The organism is Afipia sp. GW821-FHT04G03 (assembly GCF_059419985.1).
The window spans coordinates 66,594-92,303 of record NZ_JBWKSV010000002.1; the positions used below are offsets into that span (position 1 = coordinate 66,594).

The following is a 25,710-nucleotide window of genomic DNA, read 5'->3' on the forward strand; positions in this document are numbered from 1 at the left end:
CCGCGCAGGGAAATCAGGTCGGCTGCCGGCGCGCGAGCCACCAGCCGATCATTACAAAACACATGCCGAGCGCAGCGCAGACGATCAGCAATCCGGCTGTATTAGCCGCAACGCCTGCATAACCCAAGGTCTTGGCGTCGATAAAGGGATAAGGGTAGAAGCCGGACATCTTTCCGCGCACCAGGGCGAAGCCGAGATAGAACAGCGGGTAGATCAGCCACAGCAGCGGATCGTACCACCGCAGCCCTGCCTTGCGAACACACGTCAACCAGAACAGAACATAGGCCACCGGCATCACGGTATGCAGCGCAGTGTCTGCGAACCATTGCGCACCTTTCGGCTCCCACAGGTGACGCAGCAGGGTGTGATAGGTGAGCCCGACCATCGTGATATAGACCGCGACAGCGGACCGGACGAAGGGATGCACAAGCCACTCGTCCATCCCGGCCTTGATCGCAAAGGCCGTGAGCACGAGCGCTGCGAGGATATTGGTCTGCACGGTGAAATAGGAGAAGAAGCGGATCAGCGATTCCGCGAGCGAGAGGCCGAGCCCGTTCGTGACCTGAATGTGCAAAACGAGCTGAAGCAACAGCGAGAACCAGCAAAACGCCGCCAGCAATCCGACGCCCATGCGTTTGATTCTTGCCGATCCGATCGCCATCGCCATCGTGCCTCGCGTTTGATCAGAACGGACTGACCGAGAAATAGCGCAGCCACAAATCGGTGTAGCGGCCCTTTTCCCATAGCCGGAACATCGCCCAGTTCAGCGCCTGCCGCAGCAAGTCGTTGCCACGTTTCACGCCGATGCCGACGCCCTCACCAAAATAGCGGCTTTCGGTGAAAGGGCCGCCGCTGAACGCGCAGCAATCCGAAGAATCAGTGCCGTTGATCCAGAACGCCAGCGAAATCGCATCACCGAAAATAAAATCGACCTCGCCGCGGCGGAGCGCGAGGCGAAGCGCCTCATCGTTGGGAAAGCTGACAATCTGTGCATCGGTAAAAAGCGTTTTCAAATACGCTTCATGCGACGAGCCTGCGATGGCGCCGACCTTCTTGCCCTCGAGATATTCCGGCCGCACCTCCGCCATCACCGCATCGCGCCGCGACACGAAGCGCGCCGGGGCACGGTAGTAGGGATCGCTGAAATCGAGCTTTGCGCGCAACTGCGGCGTGACGGCCAGAGACGCGATGATCGCATCGCCGCGATTGCCGTTGATAGCATCCACCAGCGTCTCGAACCGCCGCATCTGGATCGTGCACGCCACCTTGATTTCTTCGCAGATCATCCGCGCGAGATCGACGTTGAAGCCAGCCGGATTGCCGTCGGGGCCAGTGAAATTGAACGGCGGGTAATCCGTCTCCGTCAAAAAGCGGATCACAGTCAACCGCGCCAGATCAGGCCGGTCGGGCCGCCGCCGCGGGTCCCAGAATCCCGGCACCGCTTGGGGGGCGGCGGGCTGTGGGACGATGGCGGGAGGCGGGGACGGTTGCGACGGCGTCGCGGATGGCGCGCCCTGCGCATGTGCGGGTGACATCGCGGGCACATGCATCGCGGAGATGCAGACCGCCGCCGCAGTTGCAACGGCTAGATCACGCAATCGGATGTTGAAGGGGAATACCATCTGTGGTTGCATCAATTGGGGGGTCCGCGTGCGGGTCTTATAGACCATCCGCAGGCGGATTCGAGTGCCGTTTGTGGCGTGGGGTGGCGGTCAAATGGCCGTGGCTGAGCGGACAAGGCGATTTGACAACGCACCTGAGCCGCGTTTCGGCCGTCTGGCGGATTCTGCCCGCCGTTTCAAAGCCGCGTTCACCAGCCGTCTTGGCTTTCCGCTGCGCAGCGACCAGATCGTCCTCCGCGACAGACCTGCTCTCGAACTGGATTGTCTGCGCGGCGTGCTTCCAGGTTCGTTTCTGGCCTCGGCCGAGCGCCGCGCCCGGGAGATCGGCGTTTGCGCCGACCGGGTCCTGATTCAACGGGGCGTCATCGACGAAGAGGTGTACCTTGATCGACTGGCCTCCTACACCGGCGTCGAGGTCGAGAACTTCACTGACATAGACCGGCGCGACTTTCCGCTGCCCGACAGTGCATTCCAGTTCGTCGCGCGGCACGGCTATCTGCCGATCCGCAGAAACGGCGAGTTGATCTACATCATCTCACCGCGCGGAAACACGACTCGCAACATAACGGAGTTCCTTCGCCGGTTTCCGGAGTTAGGCCATCGTATCCGGCTGACGTCGCAAGCCCGGCTCAACGAATTTCTCGAGCGCCAGTGCGGTGATTCACTTGCCCGCAAGGCCGCAAAAGGCCTCGCGGAGCAGTCTCCCGCATTGTCCGCAGCGCCTTCCGCGCCAACACAGCGTCATCCGCTGACATCGGCGGCCCGCCATCTGTTGCGCCTCGTACCCGTGACTGTGCTGATCCTGGCGCCGCTTGCGGTACTCGACTTTTGCAGCATCGTGTTGTCGGTGTGGTTCCTGCTTTTCACAAGCCTGCGTCTGGCGGGAAGCATTTCGCCGCAAAAGCCCGTTGTTCCTCGCTCCCGGTTGTCCGACGATCAACTCCCTGTCTATACGGTGGTCGCAGCGCTTTATCGCGAAGCATCGTCGGTCGCGCCGCTGATGCGCTACATCGGTGAACTCGACTATCCACGCGAAAAGCTCGACATCAAGCTCGTCATCGAACTGGACGATCTCGGCACGCGCGCAGCCATCGCTGCGGCTCGGACCGATGCCGCATGTCCAGGTCATTATTGCACCTGATGTCGGACCGCGCACCAAGCCGAAAGCTCTTAATTACGCGCTGACTTTCGCGCGCGGCACCTTCATCACGGTGTTCGACGCCGAAGATCGCCCTGATCCGGATCAGCTTCGCGCCGCGCTCGATATTTTCCTGACGCGCGATGAGGACGTCGCCTGCGCACAGGCCAGTCTTTGCATCGACAACACCAGCGACGGCTGGCTGCCGCGCATGTTCACGGCCGAATACGCCGGGCAGTTCGACGTATTCCTTCAGGGGTTTTCCAACTTCGAAATGCCGTTGCCGCTCGGCGGATCCTCCAATCATTTCCGGACCAGCGTACTTCGCGAGGTCGGCGGCTGGGACCCCTATAATGTGACCGAGGATGCCGATCTCGGTTTCCGGCTCGCCCGGTTCAAGTATCGCTGTGTGATGTTTCCCTCAACGACCTACGAGGAGTCTCCTGCGCGGTTTGGGGCATGGCTGCGTCAGCGTTCGCGCTGGATGAAAGGGTGGATGCAAACCTGGAGCGTGCACATGCGCTCTCCGCGGCAACTCTGGCGAGATGCCGGCGGCGGCGGATTTTTCACCCTGAATATCATTGTCGGCGGAAACGTTTTGAGCGCGCTGGCGCATCCGTTCCTGCTCGGCGAGATTCTCGTTCGGGCAGTCATGAGCGCGTTTGACAGCAGCGTGACATCGTTCTTCGCAAAACCGTTCATTGAACTTTATCTGGCGACGATTGCAGCCGGCTATCTCAGCACCGTCGTGATCGGGATGATCGGGCTGGCCAGACGAAACCTGCTGCATGAAGCATGGATTCTGCTGCTGACGCCGATCTACTGGATTTGCTTGTCCATCGCGGCCTGGCGCGCGCTCTACCAGTTATTGGCCGAACCATATCATTGGGAGAAGACCGAACACGGCCTCGCGCGACACTCGCGCATGGCGTCCCGACTTTCTCAATCAGAACCCATGCGTCACGCAAGGAAGCAGATCAGAGATAGCGCTTGAGATCGGCGGCGGCTTCTTCCGGCTTCCGCTTCAGATCGAAAGGCCGGACGAAATTACCCTTGCTGTCCATCAGATAGATCAGCGCGGTATGATCCATCGTGTAGTCGCCGTCTTTCAGAGGAATTTTCTTGGCATAGACCCTATAAGCCGAAATCACGCGCGCAATCTCTTCCGGGCTTCCGGTGAGGCCTTTCAGGTTCGGATCGAAGCTCGAAATGTAGTCCTTCATTGCGGCCGTGGTATCGCGCTCAGGATCGACCGACACGAAATACGCATTCACTTTGCTCGCGTCAGGCCCCATGGCGCGCAGGACCTCCGACATTTCAAACAACGCCGTCGGACAGACATCGGGACAATGCGTAAATCCGAAGAATATGATTGAAGGGCGGCCGATGAGGTTTTTCTCGGTGACGGCCTGTCCCGTCTGATCGGTGAGCCGAAATGGCCCTCCGATCGCCGCGGGCGCGGTGACCCCGCGGAAGCCGCCCAGCAGCCACAATGTCACCAGCAACCCGATGGCGAGACTGCCGGCAAACGCCGCGATGATCACGAGCGGCCGGGTTGTCCTGTCCATCGTATTGCGATCCTTGATCTTTCGTGCGGCAGGCGGTCCGCGAACGGAATGCCAGCGGCCTGTCCTCAACGTGCTTGGGATAGAGCGGGACGCCTGCGCAGGCAAGCGTCGCCCTCGCACCGGGGGATCACATGACAGGGAGCAAATACGGCAGACAACAGGCTTTTTGTCAGCGCGCGTGAGCCGACGCCTGCGCATCCATGTAACAGGGGCGATACATGCTGGTCAGTTCGCGCCCGCGCAGGAAGATCATGCGCTGTTTCAGGCCGCCGCGCCGCGAGATCCAGCTCCGGATCGAGGTCGGATACATCTCGTAAAGCATCCGCGTGGCTTCGAGGTTCGTTACCGGCCGGCCACCGGCTCCAAAATCCCAGGCGGCGTGAAATCCGAGACTGGCGCGGGATGTCACGCAAATCTTGTCGCGGGGAACAGCTCCAAGCACGATGGTGCAGGCCGACGCGCACAAGCCGTCGATCATGACGGTTTCACCCGACCCCTTGAGACTTTGATATTTGTCCACATAGGTGCCGATGCGGCCGCCCCGGTCCTCGGAAATCCGGACCACGGCGTGGCTGGCGCCGACCCCGATCACGAGAAGCACCGCCGCGAGAATCCCCGTCACAATCTTCATTGCCGGCCCCGTCGCCCCCTGCCTGTCGATCGTCGGGGCACTGTCAGCGTGTTGTGACTCAGCGATTTTGTCCAGATCGGTCAGCGCGATGGAGACAGAATCTGCCGCAGTGTTGCTGGCTTGCTGCACCTGCACGATGTGATCCCGATTTGGAACAGAGCGAGCGTGGTTCATTGAACGAGTTGAACTCGCAACCCGCTCCTTCGCGCGCAATTTTCGTTGACCGGACTTCGCACGCCGCGCTTCAATCATACCGGCTGGGGAGATTGCGAACTATGGCAAACGATGCGGACGTGATTGTCGTCGGCGCAGGGCTGGCGGGCCTTGTGGCGGCCACCGAACTGGCCGACGCGGGCAAGCGCGTGATCGTTGTCGATCAGGAAGGCGAACAGAATCTCGGCGGACAGGCTTTCTGGTCGCTCGGCGGGCTGTTTCTGGTCGATACGCCGGAACAGCGACGGCTCGGCATCAAGGATTCCCACGATCTGGCATTGCAGGACTGGATGGGAACCGCCGGTTTCGACCGCGACGAGGATCACTGGCCGCGAAAATGGGCCGAAGCCTATGTCGCCTTTGCCGCAGGCGAGAAACGCGGCTGGCTGCAGGCGATGGGACACCGGATTTTCCCGGTGGTCGGCTGGGCCGAGCGTGGCGGCTACGACGCCATGGGCCATGGCAACTCGGTGCCGCGGTTTCATGTCAGCTGGGGCACAGGTCCGGGTGTGGTCGAGCCGTTCGAGCGGCGCGCCCGTGAGCACGTCAAGACCGGGCGCATTGTTTTCAGATTTCGGCACCGCGTCGATGCGCTCGATATGACGAACGGAGCCGCAACCGGCGTCAGCGGAAAAGTTCTCGAACCGTCGTCCGAACCCCGCGGCGTCAGTTCGTCGCGCACCGAGACCGGCGACTTCACGCTGCAAGCACAGGCCGTGATCGTCGCGTCCGGCGGCATCGGCGGCAATCACGATCTGGTTCGCGAGAATTGGCCGAAACGTCTCGGCACCCCGCCCAAACACATGGTGAGCGGCGTTCCCGCACATGTCGATGGCCGCATGATAGGCATCACAGAAGCCGCAGGCGCGCGCCTCATCAATCGTGACCGCATGTGGCATTACGTCGAAGGCGTCCACAACTGGAACCCGATCTGGCCCGGCCACGGCATTCGCATCCTGCCGGCGCCGTCGTCGATGTGGTTCGACGCCATCGGCAAGCGCCTGCCCTCGCCGCTCTATCCCGGCTACGACACGCTTGGGCAACTCGATTACATCATGAAGACCGGCCACGACTATTCGTGGTTCATCCTGACTCAGAGCATCATCAAAAAGGAATTCGCGCTGTCGGGTTCGGAGCAGAACCCGGACCTCACCGGCAAGAGCTGGCGCATGACCATCCGCCGCGCCTTCAACAAGGGCGCGCCCGACCCGGTCGAAGCCTTCAAGCAGAAAGGCGCGGACTTCATCGTCCGCGACACTCTCGACGATCTCATTGCGGCCATGAACAAGCTCAGCGGCGCGAACCTGCTCGACACGGCGTCGATCAGACAACAGATCGAGGCGCGCGACCGCGAGATCGACAATCCTTACGTCAAGGATACCCAGGTCATGGGCATCCACAACGCACGGCGCTACATCGGCGACAAGCTAATCCGCACTGCCAAGCCGCACAAGATTCTCGACCCCGCGCATGGACCGCTGATTGCGGTCAAGCTCAACATCCTGACGCGCAAGACGCTCGGCGGCTTCGAGACAGATCTGGAGTCGCGGGTATTCGGCAACGATGGCCAGATCATTCCCGGGCTCTATGCCGTCGGTGAAGCCGCCGGGTTCGGCGGCGGCGGCGTCCACGGCTATCGCTCGCTCGAAGGGACCTTCCTCGGCGGCTGTCTTTTTTCCGGCCGCAACGCGGGGCGCGCCGCCGCGAAGGCCGTCGCCTAGCAAGCCACGTCACCAGCGCGCTTCGAGATTATCGTCCCATCTTGCGAGATGCGACAAAACGGCGCAGTCTATCCTCCTGAAAACAACAAGAATTCAGGGAGATGCCCCGTGACCGCCTCGGCCCCATCTGCGACGGCGCCCGTCAAAGTCGAGCAATCGAAGCTTGCCGCTGTACTGCGCGTCACCAGCGGCAATTTCCTCGAGATGTTCGACTTCTTCCTGTTCGGATTCTACGCAACCTACATCGCGAACGCGTTCTTTCCGGCTCGTGATGAATTCGCCTCGCTGCTGCTGACGTTCATGACCTTCGGCGCGGGATTTCTGATGCGGCCACTCGGCGCGATCGTGCTCGGCGCTTATGTGGATCGCGTCGGGCGCAGGAAAGGCCTGATCGTCACGCTGGCGATCATGGCGATGGGCACCGTGCTGATCGCCTTCGTGCCAGCTTACGCGACCATCGGTCTCGCCGCGCCAGCGCTCGTGCTGATCGGCCGGCTGCTGCAAGGCTTTTCCGCCGGCGTCGAACTTGGCGGCGTATCGGTCTATCTGTCGGAAATGGCTCCGCCGAACCAGAAAGGCTTTTACGTGAGCTGGCAATCCGGCAGCCAGCAAATCGCGATCATCGTCGCCGCGATCATCGGCTACGTTCTCAACACCACCCTGATGCCGCAAGCGATGTCGGACTGGGGCTGGCGCATCCCCTTCTTTATCGGCTCGCTGATCGTGCCGTTCATCTTCGTCATCCGGCGGTCGCTGCAGGAGACCGAGGCGTTCCTTGCACGCAAGCACCATCCAACTTTTTCAGAAATCTTCGTGTCGATCGTATCGAACTGGTGGATCGTGTTGGCTGGGATGCTGCTGGTGGTGATGACCACCGTGTCGTTCTATCTCATCACGGTCTACACGCCGACCTTCGGCAAGAGCGTGCTGAAACTCTCGATCACGGATTCGCTGATCGTCACTTTCTGCGTCGCGGTCTCGAACCTTTTCTGGCTGCCGGTGATGGGAGCGCTGTCGGACCGGATCGGACGCCAGCCCATCCTGCTGGGGTTCACAGTCCTCACCATTCTCACCGCCTATCCGGCGATCTCCTGGCTGGTCTCGCATCCTTCTTTCGAGCGAATGCTGATGGTCGAGCTGTGGCTGTCGTTCCTGTACGGAAGCTATAACGGCGCGATGGTCGTCGCGCTCACCGAGATCGTTCCAGCCAGCGTGCGAACGGTCGGTTTCTCGCTGTGCTACAGCCTTGCCACCGCGTTGTTCGGCGGCTTCACACCGGCGGTCTCCACCGCTCTGATCGAGGCGACCGGAGACAAGGCTGCGCCGGGTCTCTGGATGACGTTCGCAGCCGTCTGCGGGCTTGTCGCAACGCTCATGGTCTACCGCCGCGGCGAAGCCAATCGTCTTGTCACCGCGGCGGCTGGCTGATTCCGCGGTTACACGCGTCAGAAGCCGATCCAGTAGGCGTCGACTTCGCGCACGCGATTGCCCCAGTCGAACTCCTTGTCGGCTCCGAAGGACGGCGCTTTTTTCAGTTCTTCGTCGCTCATCAATGTTAGGAGTTCGTAGGCTTCAATCGCGGGGTTGTATTTCATGCTTCCCCACGGCAGCGGGCGATAATCTTCGCCGACCCCGAGAAAGCCACCGAAACACAGCACCGCGTAAGCGACGTTGCCGCTGGTCTTGTCGATCATCAGCCGTTTGATCGCGCCGATCTTTTTGCCGTCGGCGTTGAAGACCCGCGTTCCTTCGACCCTGTCGCTGGCAACAAGGCGATGAGGCGTGATTTTGATTGTGTCCGCAAGCATGTGAGCCTCCAATCGTTGAGGCCGATCTCACAAGACGATCCGTCACCGCGCAACATGTCCGGATCGTTCCGGAGCGAGGCCTGTCAGCCGGCAGGTATCGGGACTTATCGACGCCGTCCGGCATACGTACTGTAAGATATACAGCACGAGTCGCGGCTTCAACAGTCTGCGGTGAAGCATGCGGCAGTGCAGTACAAAAAGGCGAACGCTGCCTCCGTCAGATTTTACCGGGAGATGGCAGCGGCGATAAGCGTCGCCAAGATCAGGTCGTCGCCCGAATCTGATCCGGCGCAAGACCCGGCGAGCCCTTCCCCGTTTGCTCGGCATCGCGGATCAACGCCAGGATGCGCGCGGAGAGCGGCGCGCTCAGCCCATGACGTTCGGCGAGCGTGACGATCAGGCCCTGAAGGTGGTCGATCTCGGTGCGGCGGCCGCGCTGCAGATCTTCCCACATCGAGGAGCGCGCTGTCGGGTCGATCTTCACCATCGACGCGGCGACGCGCTGAAATAACGCATCAGGCAGCTTCAGAATGAACGGCGTGAGCGACGCCGGCAATGGCGTCGTCGATACGGGATCGATGCCTTCGGCTTTGACAACACGAAGCGCCTCCCGCCACTGATCCGCGAACAACGCGCGCCAGGGCCGTTGGGACAACTGCTCGCGCAGCGGCAGGTTGGAAAGAGCGACCAGCGCGTTGTTCAGATTGACCAGCAACTTGCCCCATTGCACGCCGGTGATGTTGTCCACCGCGCGAAACGCCAGTTCAGGCTGCCAAAGTTGCTTGGCCGTGTCGGCGTCATCCCTTTCCAGCAGGATGTCGCCGGAGGTGGCGCGATGGAAATGTCCGTCGCCGAGCGATAACACGTTGAAAGGCACCATGCCCGCAAGCACGTCATGATCCGGCAGCGCGTCGCGCAGCACCGAGACGTTGCCGGTGCCGTTCTGGAGGCTGACGATCACCGCATTTCTTGCTGCGTGGCGCGCGATCAGGCCCGCGATCTCTGGCGTGTCGTCGCTCTTGACCGTGACCAGAATAATTCCTGCATCTGCAAAAATCGCGGGGTCGTCCGAAAGTGCGATCTCCGCCGGGGTCAGGCGGTGCTCGATGCCTTCAAAACTGGTGACCTTGAGCCCGTTCCGATTGATGTCGTCGATCACGCGCGGCCGCGCCAGTAGCAAGACCGGGCGTCCGCCGGCACGCAACATGCCGCCGACGAAGCAGCCGATGCTGCCCGCGCCCGCGATGCAAATGGATTTTGACAAAGCCATGAGGGTTGACCCGATCCGCAATGAACCGGAGCGTCGCCTAAACCTTGCGAAATGGCAATGCGGGGCCGTTGAGCTTGCGCAGGCCCGGCTCGCGGCGCTCCAGCCACCAGCCGTATTGCTTGGGCCAGGAGTCGAACGTGCCGTCGCCAATCTCGCCCTTGGTGTCGCGCAACGCGAGTTCGGCATGGAGCGGCCAGTTCGGATCGAACAGCGCCTCGCGGCCCACCGCCACAAGGTCGGTCTTGCCTTCGGCGACGATGTCTTCGGCCTGTTGCGGATGCAGGATCAGACCGACCGCCATGGTGGCGACCTTGGTCTCGTTGCGGATCTGCTCGGCAAACGGCACCTGGAAGCTGTAGCCGCGCGGGATGCGGGCCGCCGTGGCCGATCCCATCAATCCGCCGGACGAACAGTCGATCACGTCGGCGCCCCGCGCCTTCGCTTCGTTCACGAACGCGACTGAGTCGGAAATATCCAGACCGCCGTCGATGCCGTCGATCGACGAGATGCGCACGAACAGCGGACGATCCTTGGGCCACGCCGCGCGCACCGTCTCGACGATCTGGAGCGGAAATTTCATCCGCCCGGCGCGGTCGCCGCCGTAAGCATCGCTGCGCTTGTTGGACAGGGGCGAGAGGAATTCGTGCAGCAGATAACCGTGAGCACAGTGAAGCTCGAGCACGTCGAAGTCCGCCTCGACCGCCCGCAACGTCGCAAGACGAAAATCCTCGCACAGCTGCTTCAGTTCCAGTTCGGTCAGTTCGTGCGGCATCAGCCAGCCGTCGCCCATGGGAATGGCGCTCGGCGCAACGATGATCCACGGCTTGTCGCCACGCGCGTGATCTGCGGCGGTGAGTGCGGCGTTGCCATACCACGGCCGCTGCATACTGGCCTTGCGGCCGGCATGAGCCAACTGGATCGCAGGCACCGAGCCATTGGCGCGCAGAAACGCCGCGATGCGTTTCAGCGGTGCAATTTGCGCGTCGTTCCACAGGCCGAGATCACCATGAGTGATACGGCCTTCGGGATTCACGGAGGTTGCTTCCGTCATCACGATTCCGGCGCCGCCCTGCGCGAATTTGCCGAGATGGACCAGATGCCAGTCGTTCGCCACACCGTCCTCCGCCGAATACTGGCACATCGGCGAGATTACGATTCGGTTTTTGGCGGTAATGTTTCGGAGCGCGATTGGCGTGAACAAGCGGGGCTGTGACATCAGGCCTCTGTTAATTGGATCATTGGAGGGCCCAACTTAACAGCCCGCCTGCGAAAGCCAAGGAACAGCTCTTGTCGCCTGGGACGAAGCGGTTTGGCGCGCGCGGTCTAGTCCGACGCCTGCGGCGGCCACGCCCGATCCGGCCTATAGAAGAGCGCCAGCTTGAGGCTTTCAGCAATGCGATTGGCCTTCTCGCGAAAAACGGCGCTGACTGTGTCGTCAAACATGTCCTCACACGTTTCGCCGAACAGTTTCAGCCAGACGGCAAACAGGTCGAACCGCATTCCATCCACCGCGAAATGTTTGACGACCGGATTCCCCTTGTAACGTCCGCTTGTCAGCATGACGGACGACCAGAAGGCATACATCTTTTCCAGATGCGGCTGCCAATCGCCGGGGATCGCGGTTGCAAAAACCGGTCCCAACTCGGGATCCGCACGCACCTTGACGTAGAACGCATCGACGAGCTGCCGAATGTTATCCTCGGAAACACGGTCATGTTTTTTTGTCAGGCCCATCATGCGACAACCCATACCACCACGACGCCAAGCACAGTCCAGACCAGCGAATTGACCAGCATCCGCACCAGCGAGCTGTGTTCGGCAGAGCCAATCGCGCGAGAGGCGATATTGCCCGGCAGTAAAAATGGCCACGCGATGATGTCACCTGGCGAAACGAATTTGCGCATTGGAGCAGTCCTTCAAGTGAGTGCTCAAGGCAGCTTATGACAGGACTTGCCATAAAGCAATATTTGAAATATATCTTATAATCCAGATACGAGGCTGACATGCGACTGACGTCATATTCCGATTATGCGCTGCGAATGCTGATGTATCTCGCAGTGAAGCAGGACCGGCTGGCGACGATTGCGGAGATCGCGGCGAGCTACGACATCTCGGAAAATCATCTGATGAAGGTGGCTCATCAACTCGGCGTCGGCGGCTATGTCGAAACCGTGCGCGGACGCGGCGGAGGGTTGCGGCTGGCAAAGCCGATGGAAGACATCCTGCTGTCCGACGTGGTGCAGTACACCGAGCCCGACATGGCGATCGCATCGTGCTTCGAACCGCTCGATGTACCTTGCGCGATCGGCTCTTGCTGCGTTCTCAAAGGCGCGCTGGCGAAGGCCCGCGATGCATTCATGGAGGTTCTGGAGGGCTATTCGCTCGCCGACCTGGTGCGCCCCCGCGCCCGACTTGGGAGCCTGCTCGGGATTTCCCCTGGCCCTTCGCCGCACTGATTAAATTCGTCGATACGGTCACAGGCAGGCTGGAGCGGGCGAAGGGAATCGAACCCTCGTATGCAGCTTGGGAAGCTGCCGTTCTGCCATTGAACTACACCCGCACAAGGCCGACCTTAGCCACACCCGGCGAGCCGCCGCAAGATGGCTTCCCGGACAGGATTCGGGTGGCGTGGGGTCTCGAAAAGCGCAAGATTCTCCAAGAATCATGAACTCAGCCATGCCAGTCTGGAACGCAATGACGACCGGTTTTGCATTGTTCGATACGGAGATCGGCCGCTGCGGCGTCGCCTGGGGCGACCGGGGCCTGCTGGGCGTGCAATTGCCGGAAGCGGACGACGCCCGAACCCGCGCGCGCATCCGGCAAAAGGCACCCGGCGCGCGGGAAGCGACAATGCCGGATCATGTCCGGCAGGCCTGCGACGCAATGGCGGGACTTCTGCGCGGCGAAGCAAGGGACCTTTCCTTCATTGTTCTCGACCTGGAGAAAATTCCTGCCTTCAGCCGCAGCGTCTATGACATCGCCCGGACCATCGCGCCCGGCGCGACGCTGACTTACGGCGATATCGCCACACAACTCGGCGACAAGCTCTTGTCCCGGGCCGTCGGCAAGGCGCTGGGCGAAAATCCATTGCCCATCGTGATCCCCTGCCACCGGGTGTTGGCCGCGAACGGCAAGACCGGCGGCTTTTCGGCCAATGGCGGGGTCACCACCAAGTTCCGGATGCTTTCCATTGAACGCGCGCGCATCGCTGGCCATGCATCCGAGGACGCGCCGATGCTGTTCGATCCCGGGTTGTCGATTGCCCCGCGACGGCGGCGCAGCTAGAATTCCGCGTATGCAGGTCACCTCGTTGCTGCACAACGCATCGCTCTCCGTGGTCGCCTACCGGTGCAACATGGGACCGGACGACGCTCCGTTCCTCGAACAGCACACATGTCACTCGCTGTCCTATGTCCGCAAAGGCAGCTTCGGCTACGACACACACGGCCACAGCTACGAGCTTGTGGCAGGCGCTGTGATGGTCGGTCACGCGGGCGACGAGTACATCTGCTCACATGATCACCATGTCTGCGGCGACGAATGCCTGTCGTTCCAGCTCGCCCCCGCGCTGGCCGATGACATGGGTCTGCGCACAGATGCGCTGCGCCTCGGCAGCGTGCCGCCGCTGCCGGAACTGATGGTCTATGGTGAACTCGCGCAAGCGGCGGGACGCGGCGACAGCGACATTGGGATCGATGAGGCCGCGATGCTGTTCGTGAATCGCTTCGTCGAAGCGACATCCGGGAAATCGCAGAAAACGCAATCGGCCACGACCCGCGACCGCCGACGCGCGGTCGAGAGCGCGCTGTGGATCGATGCCCACGCCGACAACAACATCGATCTCGACGCCACCGCATCGGCGGCCGGGATCAGTTCGTTTCATTTCCTGCGATTGTTTTCCAACGTGCTCGGCGTGACCCCGCATCAATATCTGGTGCGCTCGCGGCTGCGCCATGCAGCCAGGCTTCTGGCCGACGATGCGCGATCCATCACATCGATCGCATTCGACGTCGGTTTCGGTGACCTGTCGAATTTCGTGCGCACCTTCCATCGGGCCGCCGGCGTCTCGCCCCGGCGCTTTCGCGAGGCCGCGCGCGGCGACCGCAAGATTCTCCAAGAACGGTTACAGTCCGCCGCCGTAGGCTGATCTCCACAATCAGGGAGATCATCATGTACGACCATATCGGACTGAAAGTCAGAAACCTCGATGCCAGCGTGCGGTTCTATACCGCGGCGCTCGCACCGCTCGGCCATGTGCTGTGCTCACGCGACGACAGTGGCGCAGGATTTGGACCGAAAGACGCGCCCGCGCTGTGGCTGCATGTTTCAAAAGAGCCGGAAGGCCCCGGCGCGCATGTCGCGTTCCGCGCCGCTGATCACGATGCCATCAAGGCGTTTCACGCAGCGGGGCTCAGGGCCGGCGGCCGCGACAACGGCGGCGCGGGGCCGCGCGCGGATTACAGCCCCACCTACTACGCCGCTTTCCTGATCGATCCGGACGGCAACAACGTCGAAGCCGTTTGCACTTAAACCGTCTGCAACTTGCGAGAGCTCGATCCATGGCGTCAATTCACAAAGAAATCCTACTTGCTGCGCCCTCTGACGGCGTCTGGGAGGCGGTGCGCGACTTTCCTGCCGTGCACACGCGGCTCGCGCCGGGCTTCGTGACCGAATGCAAAATGGACGGCGATACACGAATCGTGACATTCGCGAACGGCACGGTCGCCCGCGAACTGCTGGTCGATTGCGACGACACAAGACGCCGGCTCGTCTATGCCATCATCGGCGAACGCATCAAGCAACACAGCGCTTCCGTGCAGATTCTCGATGATGGCGAGGGGCGCAGCCGATTTATCTGGACTGTCGATGTGCTGCCGAACGAAATCGCGCCATATATAAGCGCGCAAATGGACGAAGCCGTTATCAAGATGAAGCACAAACTCGAAGACTGAGTTTGCCGGACGATATGCGCGCGACACATTCCGGCGACAAGCCGGAGTAAACCGCACATCTCCTGTGCGAGACGGCAAAACCGCACTGAACAAGCGGGATACAAACAAACTGCTCGAATTTAATCGCTTAAATTCGAATCTCTTTCGCACCTTTAACCTTACCGAATTATACAAGTGGATGGTTCGGCAATTCCACATTTGCGACCGCCCCGTGACGCTAAGACATTCTCCTCGAAGAGCACGGAGAGTCGCGAATGCAGAATTCGAAACTTGCGGAAGCAGACACGGTAGCGACGTTCGGCCTGCGTAAGGTGACGCCGCGTGTGTGTATTGTTGACGAAAAAAGGCATATTCGCACCTTTCTCGCGGAAGCCCTTGATGAGCTCGGCTTCATCGCGTGCGAATGCGCGGCCGCCGACGAACTTCCCGCACTGCTCGACCGTCACTTGCCTGACCTCGTAGTGCTTGGAATACCGCATGACGGCACTCAAGCTGGCCATATCCTGAAAGCCCTTACCAGCAAGCAGTTCACCGGCAAGGTGCTGCTGATCGGTCCGAAGGATTCGATCGTCCTCAATGCAGTGCGCCAGCTCGGTGAGGAAATCAGCATCGCGATGCTGCCGCCGCTTGCCACCCCGTTCAGCGCGGACGGGTTGCGCTCCAGCGTGGCCACCTTGCTTCCGGTCAAGGCTCCGCCGAGCCCGCCCGTCGATGTCGCGGAAGCTCTCAAGGCCGGCTGGCTGGAACTCTGGTATCAGCAGAAAATCGACGCGCATACGCTGGCGCCTCGCGGCGCCGAAGCGCTGATCCGTCTGCGTCATCCGGCGTGGGGCGTCGTTCCTCCCGCCTCCTTCATTCCCGACGCAAGTGACCCGCAGTTCAAGGCGTTGTCGGAGTTCGTGGTGAACCGCGCGCTGGAGGACTGGCACTATTTCGTCGACCAGTACGGTCCCGTCGATCTCTCGATCAACCTGCCGATCAGCTTTCTCGAGGATCCGGCTTCAGTCAGCGGACTCTGCCGCCAGATCCCTGATCATCCGGCGTTCGGAGGTCTGATCATTGAAGTGAAAAGCAGCGAGATCATTCAAAATATCGACCTGGCCATCGATGTCGCCAAACGCGTCCGCTTTCATAACATCGCCATCTCCATCGACGACGTCGGCGTCGATTGGCCCTTGTTCGCGGATCTGCCAAGTTTCCCGTTTGTCGAAATGAAGGTCGACCGCGAATTCGTCACCGATTGCGCCGACAACCGGCTGAAGCAAACGGTCTGCCGCAGCATCCTTGAGCTTGCGGACCGGTCCGGGGCGCGCACTGTCGCCAAGGGCGTGGAGACGAGGTCCGATCTGGTCGCCACACACGAAATGGGTTTCGATCTGGCGCAGGGCTATCTGTTTGGCAAACCGGCCAACGCGAAAAAATTCGCACGCGCGACCCTGTCGCGCCCGGTCACGGCCCTCGCGTAACAGTCCCGATCATTCAGCGGCGGCGGATGAAGCTCTCGATCCCCAGTCGGTGAACCGCACAGCGGCGGCTGCAAGAACGCCGAGCACAACCATGGACGCTGCCGCCAGCCAGAAGAATTGCGGGCTGCTCGCGCCCTGCGACATCAGCCACCATCCTCCGGCAATGACGAAGACCAGTCGCGCCGTCTGCGCCAGCACCGGGCCAAGAACTTTAGCCGCGCCCTGCGATGAGAAGAAGAGCGAGATCGAAAGCCCGACGAACCCGAGGAAGGGCGCTGCCGTAGACAGGTATTGACGGCCCGCGGCGCGGACAGCCGCGTTATCGGTGAAGAGATTGACCCAGATATCCGGGAAAACGGCGAAGAACCCGCCAAACACACCGACCGCCACGAACGACAGGCCTCCGGCGGTCCATGCGATGCGCCGCGCCCGCTCGATACGGCCGGCGCCGATCGCCATTCCGATCATTGGCACCGACGCAATTCCGACTGCAAACGCCAGCGACGTCAGCATGAATTCCAGCCGCGCGCCAATACCATAACCGGCCAGCACTTCGGTGCCGAAGTTCGCCAGCAGGTGCGTGAAGATCGTCACCGTCAGCATTATTTGCAGCGGAGAGAAGCAACCGACCGCGCCCACCTTCAGAATGTCGTAGAACATTGCGCGCTGAAACCGGAAGCCCCTGAAATTCAGCTTCACGCGACTACGGCCCGACAGCAGATACCATGTCATGATGGCAGCACCGATCAAGAATGCGATCAGCGTTCCGGCGGCGACGCCACGCATCCCGAACTGCGGCACGGGCCCGAACCCGAGGCCCAGAATGCCGCCGAGCAGAATCTGAAACAGCGCAGAAGTGAGAATGATAGCCGACGGCAATTTCATGTTGCCGGTGCCGCGCAGCAGCGCCGCCAGCATATTCATGATCCACGGAATGACGGCGCCAGCGAAAAAGATCTGCGCGTAGCCAACGGCTTCGCTCAAGACGCGGCCCTGTCCTCCCAGCATCGCGAGCACCCACGGCCCGAACACAAGCATCGTGACCGTGAACGCCAGCCCGAAGCACAGGCCGATCATCAGCGCGTGGATCGCCAGGCTCGAGGCGCGCCCGGCATCGTCGGCGCCGAGCGCGCGCGCGATCGCGGATGCCACGCCGCCGCCCATCGCGCCGCCGGACATGGTCATCATCAGGATGACAAAGGGAAACACCAGCGCCATCGCCGCGAGCGGCTCCACACCGAGGCGGCCGATATAGGACGTTTCGGCAATCGCGACACAGGTGCCGGCGGTGAGCGCTATGACGTTGGGAGCCGCCAGCTTCAGCAATGTCGAGAGGATCGGCCCATCAAGCAGAGGATTCCTGGTCGGCCCTTTGATGGGCGGCAACGGTGGCTTGGTGTCCACCACCACGACAGGTATCTCGGCAACCCCAAGCTCGGACATGCACTCCCCTGCGCGGCTATCGTTTATGATCGCAGCCGCTTGTCAGCGACACTTACCACCGAAATACCGCTCGGCAACGCGACCGGTGCGCATGGCGGCTATCCGCTGCTCCGAACAAACCCGTTCAGGCCGGTTCGAGGAGGGCCGACGCATCGGCCATCGCCACCGGCCGGTCGCCAAGCAGCCGATCGGAAATGGCGTCACCCCGCCCGTCGGACAGGACGGCAAACGGGTCCTGCGCGGTCAGCCGATGATCGACGACCAGCCGCGACAACAGCAGGCGGCGGGCATCGCCGCGCATCGCGTGTATCCTGCTGCCTTCCCATGCGAAGGTCACAGCGCTCGCGACATGATAAAGCGTGCTGGTGGCGCGGCGCGCCTCCGCTTCGTTTTCGGAGCGGCCCGCCACCTCGCGGGCAAAGCCGATAGCCTTGTCGGTCAGGCCGCGCAATCGGTCGCGCCAGGCTTGCGGAATGCTTGCAGTATCGTCGATCCGCGCGTGCAAATCCGCGCCCAGTGCGGCTTCCGCGCCGTGACGACCAACCGCACGCTTCAGCGTATCAAGGGCGACGATGTTCCCTGTGCCCTCCCAGATCGAACCGAGATGAGCGTCGCGTAGCAGCCGGGGCGTCGCGAACTCCTCAATGTAACCGATGCCGCCGCGCATCTCGAGCGCGTCGCCGCACACCTTGCGGGCGTCGCGCGTGGCGCGATATTTCAGCGTCGGCGTCAGCACGCGCAACAATGCCGCCGCATCCTGGCTGCCTGCCTCGGCGCGATCCAGCGCATCGGCGGTGACGAAGCTCATCGACACCGCCTGTTCGGTCGCGAGCATGATCTTCATCAGTTGCCGGCGCGCCAGCGGCATGTCGATGATGCGGCGACCGAACACCACACGATTGTTGGCAACCGTGTTGGCGTCGTGATGGGCGCGCCGCATCAGCGCCGCAGACTTCACGCCATTCGAGAGCCGCGACCAGTTGACCATCTCGGCCATCTGCACAAAGCCGCGATCGAGGCACCCTACGGCATAAGCGATCGCGCCTTCGAGCTTGATTTCGCCCGATGCCATCGAACGGGTGCCGAGCTTATCCTTGAGGCGAACGATGCGATAATGGTTGGGCGATCCGTCATCGAGCCGCCGCGGCATCAGGAACAGACCGACGCCCTGAGTGCCACCGACAGCGCCTTCGGGCCGCGCCAGCAACATCACGACTTCGGCGTCCGCATTCGAGCAGAACCATTTTTCGCCGTGCAGCCGCCAGTGATCGCCCTCCTGCACTGCCGTGGTGGTGAGCTTGCCCACATCGGAGCCACCCTCCTTCTCCGTCATGAACTGCCCGCCCTGCGTGAGCTTGCCCATGTCGGTCTGCGTGAGGCCGTCGAGATACTTTGCTTTCAGCGCATCGTCGCCGAAACGCGACAACAACCGCGCCGCGCCATCGGTCACGTTGATCGGACAGCCGAGTCCGAACTCGGCTTGATTAAAGAGGAATGTGAAGGCGTGCTTGGCGACCGCCGGATAGGTCTCCGCCCAGCCGAGAATACCCTTGCGATGCGACATCGCGTGGATGCCAAATTCGCCGTAGGCGGCGCGTTCGAGTTCGCGGTAGGCCGGATGATATTCGATCCACTGCCGGTCGTTACCGAACCGGTCGCGCTGATGCAGCACGGGGCCATGCTTGTCGGCCAGCCGCGCGCACTCATCGAGCTGACCGCCGGCGAGCGCGCCGAGACGATCCAGATGCGGCTCGATGTGCTGAAACAGCGCCGCAGGAAGATGGACGCGCAACAGATCGGCGAGGACCGGGTCGGCACGATAAAAATTCATGCCCGACGTGTCAGGCGCGATCAGGCCAAGTTCCGATTTCGGCGCGGGCGCACTCAGAGGCTTCGCTGCGGCGGTCATGGCGTTCTCCCGAACGATCTTTATCTCGGGAATGATCCGGCATTTGACGTGCAACGGCAAGCATGCCTGAAGATCGGACCGACATGGGAGAACTGTGCCGCTCGAAGATATAATCCGCAGAGCGGAACTGCGAAAAATCGGATCCCGAAATGCCTAGGTCCGGAAATGCTTCGACAGCTTGAGGCCCTGCCCCTGATAGTTGGACGCAATCTTCTGGCCATAAAGCGCGTCCGGGCGCGACAGCATTTTCTCGTAGACAAGACGGCCGACGATCTGGCCGTGCTCGAGAATGAACGGCACTTCGCGCGAGCGCACTTCCAGCACCGCGCGCGAACCCTGCCCACCGGCGCCTGCGTAGCCGAAGCCCGGATCGAAGAAGCCTGCGTAGTGGACGCGGAATTCGCCGACCAGCGGATCGAACGGCACCATCTCGGCGGCAAAATCGGGCGGCACCTGCACCGCTTCCTTGGAAGCAAGAATATAGAACTCGCCGGGATCGAGGATCAGGCTGCGATCCGGCCGTGCACGGATCGGCTCCCAGAATTCGCCGACGGTGTAGCCGGAGCGGCGGTCGACATCGACCACGCCGGTATGACGCTTGGCGCGATAACCGACAAATCCGTCGGAGCCTTCGCCGCTGAGGTCGACACTGAGCGCCACTCCACCGGCGAGATCGGCGTCGTCGCTGTCGACCAGGCGCTCGGCCGCGTGCAGCGCGTGCAGTTCATCGGCATCGAGCAACGGATGACCAACGCGGAAACGGATCTGCGATAGCCGCGATCCTTCGCGCAGCAGCACCGGAAATGTCTTGGGACTGATCTCCGCGTAGAGCGGGCCGTGATAGCCCGCCGCGATCATGTCGAAGCGCCGCGTGCCGTCGGCGATCACGCGCGTGAAGACGTCGAGCCGTCCGGTCGAGCTTTTCGGATTGGCGGCTGCGAGAATCGTCGGCGGCAGCGCAAGGCTTTCCAGCAGCGGCACGATGTAGACGCAGTTGGTCTCCAGCACCGCGCCATCGGACAGGTCGATCTCGTGCAGCTTCAATTCGTCGATACGCTGCGCGACGGTGATGTCCGGCCCCGGCAGGAAGCTCGCACGCACGCGATAGGCAATCGCGCCAAGGCGCAGATCGAGGCTGGCCGGCTGGATCTGACTTTCAACGAACGGGTATTCGGGCAGGATCAATCCGGCATCCGCCATCGCCGCGATCATGCGGTCGGGCAGAATTCCTGTCGCGCCGGGGGCGAGCGTGAAAGCCACCTGTTCAATCCCTATCTGCCTGTCATGTCGGGCAAAACCCACGTTTACCCGTTATCCGATGAGGTGCTTGACGGAAAGACCATGCGGGATTAAGCCTAGGACTTATCCCGTGGTCATTTGAGCCGGCCGGCTTGCAGCCACGTTAAATAACTCGCTAAACAGGCCGGGGACAGTGTGATCCCGGCCCATGGATTAATTTCCAGGCCGGTTTTTTTGTGTCCACCGCAGGGTGGCCACGATGGAGTGCACATGTCCGAGACCAAGACGCCCGCGGCAAAGCCGCAATCCCCCACCCGCAACTATCGCCCCGAGACCCGCCTCGTGCATTCCGGCACGCTGCGCTCACAGTACGGCGAAACCTCCGAAGCGTTGTTCCTGACGCAGGGTTTTATCTATGACACCGCCGAGCAGTGCGAAGCACGCTTCACCGGCGCGGACCCCGGCTTCCTTTATTCGAGGTTCTCGAATCCGACAGTCGCGATGTTCGAGCAGCGCATGGTCGAACTTGAAGGCGCTGAAGCCGCGCGCGCCACCGCCACCGGTATGGCCGCCGTCACCACCGCAATTCTTGCCCCGCTGAAAACCGGCGATCACGTTGTCGCGGCCAAGGCGCTGTTCGGCTCATGCCGATATGTCGTGGAGGATCTCCTGCCGCGCTATGGCATCGAATCCACGCTGGTCGACGGCCACGATCTCGATCAGTGGCAAAAGGCGATGAGGCCGAACACCAAATCCTGTTTCCTCGAAAGCCCAACCAACCCGACCCTCGATGTGGTCGACATCGCAGCGGTGGCCGAGATCGCACACAGCGCCGGTGCGCGGCTGATTGTCGACAATGTATTCGCGACGCCGATCTGGCAGAGCCCGCTCGCGCTCGGCGCCGATGTCGTGGTGTATTCGGCGACCAAGCACATCGACGGCCAGGGCCGCTGCCTCGGCGGCATCATCCTGTCGTCGGATGACTTCATTCAGGAGCACATCCATACATTCCTGCGCCAGACCGGCCCTGCCATGTCGCCGTTCAACGCCTGGGTGCTGCTGAAGGGACTCGAGACGCTAAGCATCCGCGTCAAGGCGCAGACCGAGACGGCGGGAGCGATTGCCGACGTGCTGGCGAAACATCCGAAAATTTCGCGGCTGATCTATCCGGGCCGCGCCGATCATCCGCAGGCCGCCATAGTGAAGAAGCAGATGCGCGCAGGTTCGACACTGATCGGCTTCGAGGTGAAGGGCGGCAAGGCGGCGGCGTTCCGCACGCTCAATGCACTCAAACTGGCGCGGATTTCCAACAACCTCGGCGATTCAAAAAGCATCGTCACGCATCCGGCGACCACGACGCATCAGCGTCTCACACCGGAGGCGCGCGCCGAACTCGGCATCAGCGAAGGATTCATTCGCTTCTCGGCCGGGCTCGAACATCAGGACGATCTGATCGAGGATCTCACTGCAGGACTCGAGAAGGCGTGAGTCGAAACCCCGACCCGCGCGGGCAAAGAACGGCGTCGCTTCCGCTCGCCTTTGACCCGCGCATCCATCTAAAAAACTTTCGAGAAGGTGGATTGCCGGATCAAGCCCCAATGACAAATAGGAAAGCCCTTCGCTCTCACATCGGGCGGTAGGTCATGACATTGCTCGGGATGTTGACCCCGGCCTTCACCTGCCCGACCGACTTGATGATCGTGTCGCCGAGCAGCTGGGCGAAGCAGGCGTAGCCCCAGTCATTCATGTGCAGGCCGTCGCCGATCACGAATTTATCGAACGGCATTTTCTCGTCTTCGTGCCACTGACGCATCACTTCAAAACGCGGGAACACCGCCACGTTCTTGAGCTTGGCGACCTCGCCGATCACCTTCACCATCTTGCTGGCGTTTTCCGTTTTCGAGGCGACCGCAGGAACGTATTGCGGATCGATCAGCACAACATCGACACCCTTGGCCTGAAGACGTGAGATTCCGTCCTCCACCAGCGCCGCCGTCGCGGCGATATCGCTGGCCGTACCCTTGACGACGGTGTTAGTGCCGAGTTGCCAGATCACGAGATCCGGATTGGCATCGAGCACGGCGGCGTTGAACCGCTTCATCATTTCGGGGGCATCCTGTCCGCCCATGCCGCGATTGATGATGCTGATGTCGGCGGTCGGAAACTTGCGGCGCAACTGGTCAGCGAGACGGTTGGGATAGGTATAGGCGGGTGACGACGTACCGAAGCCCACCGTGGTCGACGAGCCGAACGCAACGATGGTAACCGGCTCGCCCGCCGCGATTCGCCGCGCAACGCGGGGCAGCGAACCCGGAACGTCCTTCAATCCCTTGGCGGGCAGGCATGGAACGCGGGTGAGAATATCCCCTGCGCCCTTGGCAGCGCTCTTCGCCGCTTCAATCGCTTTTGTGGTCAGGCTCTTCTGCTGCGCAGGCGCTGCGGGTGCAGCTTCATTCGGCGCCGCCTGAGCCAGCGCCGGGGACGTACCCAATAATTCGCACATCATCGCCACCGCCAACGCGGCAAACACAAACCGATCATCAAAACGCATCAACGTTGAATCCTGAGCTCCGCCGGATTGAGGCGCGACGCCTCGACAACCAGCGACGAGAGCGCGCGGCCGATGCAATCGTGAACCCGCTTCGCCATTCCATATCCGTGAGCCGAACCAAACAGGTCGAAATCGCCTGCGTCATTCCAGTGCCGCATGATCGAAAAACGATCGAACATCGGAATCTCATGCTCTTGCGCGACAACTCGGATCGTATCGTTGTATGGCGAAACCACGAGCATCGTCTCCATACGTGGGTTGTATTGGAGATTCATCAAGAGGACATCTGCACCGGTCTTCTGCAACGCACCAACACCACCCTCAAGCGCGCTCCGGAAATCGTCGGGATCGACCCCCCGTATCGCGTCGACGGTGCCGGTTTGCCAGATAACGAGATCCGGCTTCTGATCCTGTGGGAGCTTTTCGATCAAGTCTCCGAAATTCGAGGCCGCCTCGGCCGCCGTCTTCTTGCTTCGCAGATCGGTTCTCACGTTGATCGTCACGCCTGGAAATATCTCGCGCAACGCCGCCTCGAGCCGAGCCGGATAAGATGCATTGACCCCGTCGGGGCCCGCGAGCGCCGAAGAACCACTGCCCACGACGAGAATTTCGAGCCGCTTCCTGGTCTTGACCGCATCAGCCACCTTGGGAAGCGCATTCTCCGTCGCCAGGAGATACGCGGGCACGGCGCAGCCGTCCTCCGCCTTCACAGGAGAGAACGCCAGAAGGCCCATCACGACCGCTGCGATCAGCATCTTTCTCATGACCCGCCTCCGGCGAGATCGGCATCGCTATCCGCGCCTTTCACACGCTTGTCGCCCTTGCCGATCTCCGTCTTGTACCACGAAAACAGCCACGCAGCGCCGGACATAATCACGATCCCGGCGAGGCTGACGAAGAAATGCATCCATGCGCCGCCGGAAATCTCGGCCAGAGCGAAATGTCCCGCAAACGCCAGGAAGACGCCAAGGCAGAATATTTCCAGCGAATGCTGGCCGCACCGGATCACGGGGCGGAGCCACGGCGACTTGAGGCCGGGCCAGTCGGCGTGAAGGAAGCGCACCGTGATCGCCGCCAATGCGAGAAAGTGAACAAAGCGCAGCACGTCGAGATCGGTCTTGTTGATCGGATACATCCAGCTTTCGAGCCAGCGCGGCATGAAAACGTTGAGCTGCGGCACATGCCAGGTCAGCGTTACACAGAACGCAAACACGAGATAGGCAATGCAAAGCCACAGCGTAATGCGTGAGGACAGAATGCGCGCCATGCGCTTTGCGCCGCCCAGCGCACACCAGGCCCCGAACACGAAAAGAAGCTGCCAGGCGAACGGATTGAAGAACCATGTGCCGTTGGGATAAGCCGGCAGGGCAAGATCAAACTCCCATGTGATGGCATAGAGCAGTACAGATAAGGCCAACGCGAGATCGGCCTTGCGCTGCATGAGCCAGATGATCACCGGCAGAAAGATCATGAGCACGATGTAGAGCGGCAGCACGTCCATGTTGACGGGCCGGAATTTCAGCAGCAGCGCCTGGATGATCGTCACGTCGGGCTGCTTGAGGAAATCGAGAATCCCCATTTCTTCCGCATAGAGCGGGTTCTCAAATCGCGTCGCGATGTAGGAGATTTCCGCAAGGTAAATCGTGAACAGAAAAACGTGCGCCACGTAGATCTGCCACACGCGCTTGAAGATGCGCGCGCTCGCGACGACAAAGCCCCTGCTCAGCATCGCGCGGCTGTAAACGAAAGCCGCCGTATAACCCGAAATGAAAATGAAGATTTCGGTGGCGTCGCTGAAGCCGTAATTACGAATGGTGAACCAGGTCAGGATATTCGGCGGCAGGTGATCGACGAAAATAAGCCACAGCGCCATGCCGCGAAACAGATCGAGGCGCAGCTCCCGCTCACCCACGGCAACCGGGAGGGCCGCGGCCTTTGCGGTCGTCGCATCCGCCATCGCCTGATCGGTGATCTGGGTCGTCACGAGCGTCATTTCATTCCATGCGGCGCCATAAGAACGATACGAACCTGCGATCCACGACGCCGGTTTTACGAAAGATCGGGGCGGCCCGCAAATTGCTGGTATTCAAATTGAAGGCATTCAAATAGACGACCCTCAGACCATGCTGGATAAAGACGGTGGTGAAACAATGGTCGGGACAGTTGCGTATCCTGTAGC

Annotated in this window: 25 protein-coding genes, 1 tRNA gene and 1 riboswitch; of the genes, 11 read left to right on the forward strand and 15 right to left on the reverse strand. The window is 61.4% G+C overall.

What is annotated here, in order from left to right; all coding sequences use genetic code 11:
* Positions 1 to 13: 13 nt before the first annotated feature.
* Together AC07UB_RS09580 and AC07UB_RS09585 are read right to left on the reverse strand one after the other, a co-directional pair.
* Positions 14 to 667 carry a Pr6Pr family membrane protein gene (locus AC07UB_RS09580; protein ID WP_492791701.1) on the reverse strand — a complete coding sequence of 218 codons (654 nt, stop codon included), beginning with the start codon at positions 665 to 667 and terminating at the stop codon, positions 14 to 16.
* A 16-nt stretch (positions 668 to 683) separates the two neighbouring features.
* Positions 684 to 1,634, reverse strand: coding sequence for a transporter substrate-binding domain-containing protein (locus tag AC07UB_RS09585; RefSeq protein ID WP_492792756.1), 951 nt, complete (start codon positions 1,632 to 1,634; stop codon positions 684 to 686).
* Positions 1,635 to 1,716: 82 nt separating this feature from the next.
* Here AC07UB_RS09585 and AC07UB_RS09590 point away from each other — a divergent pair, with 82 nt between their 5' ends.
* Together AC07UB_RS09590 and AC07UB_RS09595 are read left to right on the forward strand one after the other, a co-directional pair.
* The gene (locus AC07UB_RS09590; protein WP_494652763.1) at positions 1,717 to 2,763 is read left to right on the forward strand and encodes a hypothetical protein; all 1,047 of its coding nucleotides are present in this window, start codon (positions 1,717 to 1,719) and stop codon (positions 2,761 to 2,763) included.
* Positions 2,732 to 3,754 (forward strand): glycosyltransferase family 2 protein, encoded by a 1,023-nt coding sequence (locus tag AC07UB_RS09595; protein ID WP_494652765.1) that lies wholly within the window; start codon positions 2,732 to 2,734, stop codon positions 3,752 to 3,754. The genes AC07UB_RS09590 and AC07UB_RS09595 overlap by 32 nt, the downstream gene beginning before the upstream one ends.
* Here the strand turns inward: AC07UB_RS09595 and AC07UB_RS09600 are convergent.
* Both AC07UB_RS09600 and AC07UB_RS09605 read right to left on the reverse strand, forming a co-directional pair.
* Positions 3,738 to 4,328: an SCO family protein gene (locus tag AC07UB_RS09600; RefSeq protein ID WP_492791699.1), complete on the reverse strand. Its 591-nt coding sequence runs from the start codon at positions 4,326 to 4,328 to the stop codon at positions 3,738 to 3,740. The two genes, AC07UB_RS09595 and AC07UB_RS09600, sit on opposite strands and share 17 nt — an antisense overlap.
* Positions 4,329 to 4,497: 169 nt before the next feature.
* Complete coding sequence (locus AC07UB_RS09605; protein ID WP_492791698.1) at positions 4,498 to 4,959, reverse strand: hypothetical protein; 462 nt, start codon at positions 4,957 to 4,959, stop codon at positions 4,498 to 4,500.
* Positions 4,960 to 5,234: 275 nt separating this feature from the next.
* Here AC07UB_RS09605 and AC07UB_RS09610 point away from each other — a divergent pair, with 275 nt between their 5' ends.
* Both AC07UB_RS09610 and AC07UB_RS09615 read left to right on the forward strand, forming a co-directional pair.
* Positions 5,235 to 6,893, forward strand: coding sequence for an FAD-binding dehydrogenase (locus tag AC07UB_RS09610; RefSeq protein WP_492791697.1), 1,659 nt, complete (start codon positions 5,235 to 5,237; stop codon positions 6,891 to 6,893).
* Between the two features lie 108 nt (positions 6,894 to 7,001).
* Entirely contained in the window at positions 7,002 to 8,321 is a 1,320-nt protein-coding gene (locus tag AC07UB_RS09615) for an MFS transporter (RefSeq protein ID WP_492791696.1), read from the forward strand.
* 17 nt (positions 8,322 to 8,338) lie between these two features.
* On the opposite strand, the gene AC07UB_RS09620 is transcribed toward AC07UB_RS09615, so the two are convergent.
* From AC07UB_RS09620 to AC07UB_RS09635, 4 genes are all read right to left on the reverse strand, one after another.
* Entirely contained in the window at positions 8,339 to 8,701 is a 363-nt protein-coding gene (locus AC07UB_RS09620) for a PRC-barrel domain-containing protein (protein WP_492791695.1), read from the reverse strand.
* Positions 8,702 to 8,963: 262 nt separating this feature from the next.
* Positions 8,964 to 9,971: a 2-dehydropantoate 2-reductase gene (locus AC07UB_RS09625; RefSeq protein ID WP_492791694.1), complete on the reverse strand. Its 1,008-nt coding sequence runs from the start codon at positions 9,969 to 9,971 to the stop codon at positions 8,964 to 8,966.
* 37 nt (positions 9,972 to 10,008) lie between these two features.
* Entirely contained in the window at positions 10,009 to 11,187 is a 1,179-nt protein-coding gene (locus AC07UB_RS09630) for an NADH:flavin oxidoreductase/NADH oxidase (RefSeq protein ID WP_492791693.1), read from the reverse strand.
* Positions 11,188 to 11,294: 107 nt separating this feature from the next.
* Positions 11,295 to 11,840, reverse strand: a complete 546-nt coding sequence (locus AC07UB_RS09635; protein ID WP_492791692.1) for a group III truncated hemoglobin — start codon at positions 11,838 to 11,840, stop codon at positions 11,295 to 11,297.
* Positions 11,841 to 11,974: 134 nt separating this feature from the next.
* Here AC07UB_RS09635 and AC07UB_RS09640 point away from each other — a divergent pair, with 134 nt between their 5' ends.
* Positions 11,975 to 12,427, forward strand: coding sequence for an RrF2 family transcriptional regulator (locus tag AC07UB_RS09640; protein ID WP_492791691.1), 453 nt, complete (start codon positions 11,975 to 11,977; stop codon positions 12,425 to 12,427).
* 30 nt (positions 12,428 to 12,457) lie between these two features.
* Here the strand turns inward: AC07UB_RS09640 and AC07UB_RS09645 are convergent.
* Positions 12,458 to 12,531, reverse strand: a tRNA-Gly gene (locus tag AC07UB_RS09645).
* Positions 12,532 to 12,665: 134 nt separating this feature from the next.
* Here AC07UB_RS09645 and AC07UB_RS09650 point away from each other — a divergent pair.
* The 5 genes from AC07UB_RS09650 (at position 12,666) to AC07UB_RS09670 (ending at position 16,389) form a co-directional block, all read left to right on the forward strand.
* Complete coding sequence (locus tag AC07UB_RS09650; protein ID WP_494652770.1) at positions 12,666 to 13,256, forward strand: methylated-DNA--[protein]-cysteine S-methyltransferase; 591 nt, start codon at positions 12,666 to 12,668, stop codon at positions 13,254 to 13,256.
* A 10-nt stretch (positions 13,257 to 13,266) separates the two neighbouring features.
* Complete coding sequence (locus tag AC07UB_RS09655) at positions 13,267 to 14,118, forward strand: helix-turn-helix transcriptional regulator (protein WP_494652772.1); 852 nt, start codon at positions 13,267 to 13,269, stop codon at positions 14,116 to 14,118.
* Between the two features lie 23 nt (positions 14,119 to 14,141).
* Positions 14,142 to 14,501: a VOC family protein gene (locus AC07UB_RS09660; protein WP_492791688.1), complete on the forward strand. Its 360-nt coding sequence runs from the start codon at positions 14,142 to 14,144 to the stop codon at positions 14,499 to 14,501.
* 29 nt (positions 14,502 to 14,530) lie between these two features.
* Positions 14,531 to 14,923, forward strand: a complete 393-nt coding sequence (locus AC07UB_RS09665; protein ID WP_494652774.1) for an SRPBCC family protein — start codon at positions 14,531 to 14,533, stop codon at positions 14,921 to 14,923.
* A 254-nt stretch (positions 14,924 to 15,177) separates the two neighbouring features.
* Positions 15,178 to 16,389 (forward strand): EAL domain-containing response regulator, encoded by a 1,212-nt coding sequence (locus tag AC07UB_RS09670; RefSeq protein WP_494652776.1) that lies wholly within the window; start codon positions 15,178 to 15,180, stop codon positions 16,387 to 16,389.
* Between the two features lie 9 nt (positions 16,390 to 16,398).
* Here the strand turns inward: AC07UB_RS09670 and AC07UB_RS09675 are convergent, their stop codons facing one another.
* The 3 genes from AC07UB_RS09675 to AC07UB_RS09685 all read right to left on the reverse strand — a co-directional run bounded on the left by AC07UB_RS09675 (position 16,399) and on the right by AC07UB_RS09685 (position 21,001).
* On the reverse strand, positions 16,399 to 17,832 hold the full coding sequence (locus tag AC07UB_RS09675; RefSeq protein ID WP_494652779.1) for an MATE family efflux transporter: 1,434 nt from the start codon (positions 17,830 to 17,832) through the stop codon (positions 16,399 to 16,401).
* Positions 17,833 to 17,956: 124 nt separating this feature from the next.
* Positions 17,957 to 19,741, reverse strand: coding sequence for an acyl-CoA dehydrogenase family protein (locus AC07UB_RS09680; RefSeq protein ID WP_494652781.1), 1,785 nt, complete (start codon positions 19,739 to 19,741; stop codon positions 17,957 to 17,959).
* Positions 19,742 to 19,894: 153 nt separating this feature from the next.
* Positions 19,895 to 21,001 (reverse strand): 2'-deoxycytidine 5'-triphosphate deaminase, encoded by a 1,107-nt coding sequence (locus AC07UB_RS09685; protein ID WP_492791683.1) that lies wholly within the window; start codon positions 20,999 to 21,001, stop codon positions 19,895 to 19,897.
* Between the two features lie 99 nt (positions 21,002 to 21,100).
* A riboswitch (SAM riboswitch) is annotated at positions 21,101 to 21,180 on the forward strand.
* A 70-nt stretch (positions 21,181 to 21,250) separates the two neighbouring features.
* Between AC07UB_RS09685 and AC07UB_RS09690 the strand changes: the two genes are divergently transcribed.
* The gene (locus AC07UB_RS09690) at positions 21,251 to 22,468 is read left to right on the forward strand and encodes an O-succinylhomoserine sulfhydrylase (RefSeq protein WP_492791682.1); all 1,218 of its coding nucleotides are present in this window, start codon (positions 21,251 to 21,253) and stop codon (positions 22,466 to 22,468) included.
* A 136-nt stretch (positions 22,469 to 22,604) separates the two neighbouring features.
* Here AC07UB_RS09690 and AC07UB_RS09695 read toward each other — a convergent pair whose 3' ends face one another.
* The 3 genes from AC07UB_RS09695 to AC07UB_RS09705 are packed head-to-tail and all read right to left on the reverse strand — an operon-like array spanning position 22,605 to position 25,524.
* A complete protein-coding gene (locus tag AC07UB_RS09695) occupies positions 22,605 to 23,531 on the reverse strand; it encodes an SGNH/GDSL hydrolase family protein (protein WP_492791681.1) in 927 nt (308 codons plus the stop codon).
* Positions 23,531 to 24,295, reverse strand: a complete 765-nt coding sequence (locus tag AC07UB_RS09700; protein ID WP_492791680.1) for an SGNH/GDSL hydrolase family protein — start codon at positions 24,293 to 24,295, stop codon at positions 23,531 to 23,533. Before AC07UB_RS09700 ends, AC07UB_RS09695 begins: the two co-directional genes overlap by 1 nt.
* Positions 24,292 to 25,524 carry an OpgC domain-containing protein gene (locus AC07UB_RS09705; protein ID WP_492791679.1) on the reverse strand — a complete coding sequence of 411 codons (1,233 nt, stop codon included), beginning with the start codon at positions 25,522 to 25,524 and terminating at the stop codon, positions 24,292 to 24,294. Before AC07UB_RS09705 ends, AC07UB_RS09700 begins: the two co-directional genes overlap by 4 nt.
* Between the last annotated feature and the right edge of the window lie 186 nt (positions 25,525 to 25,710).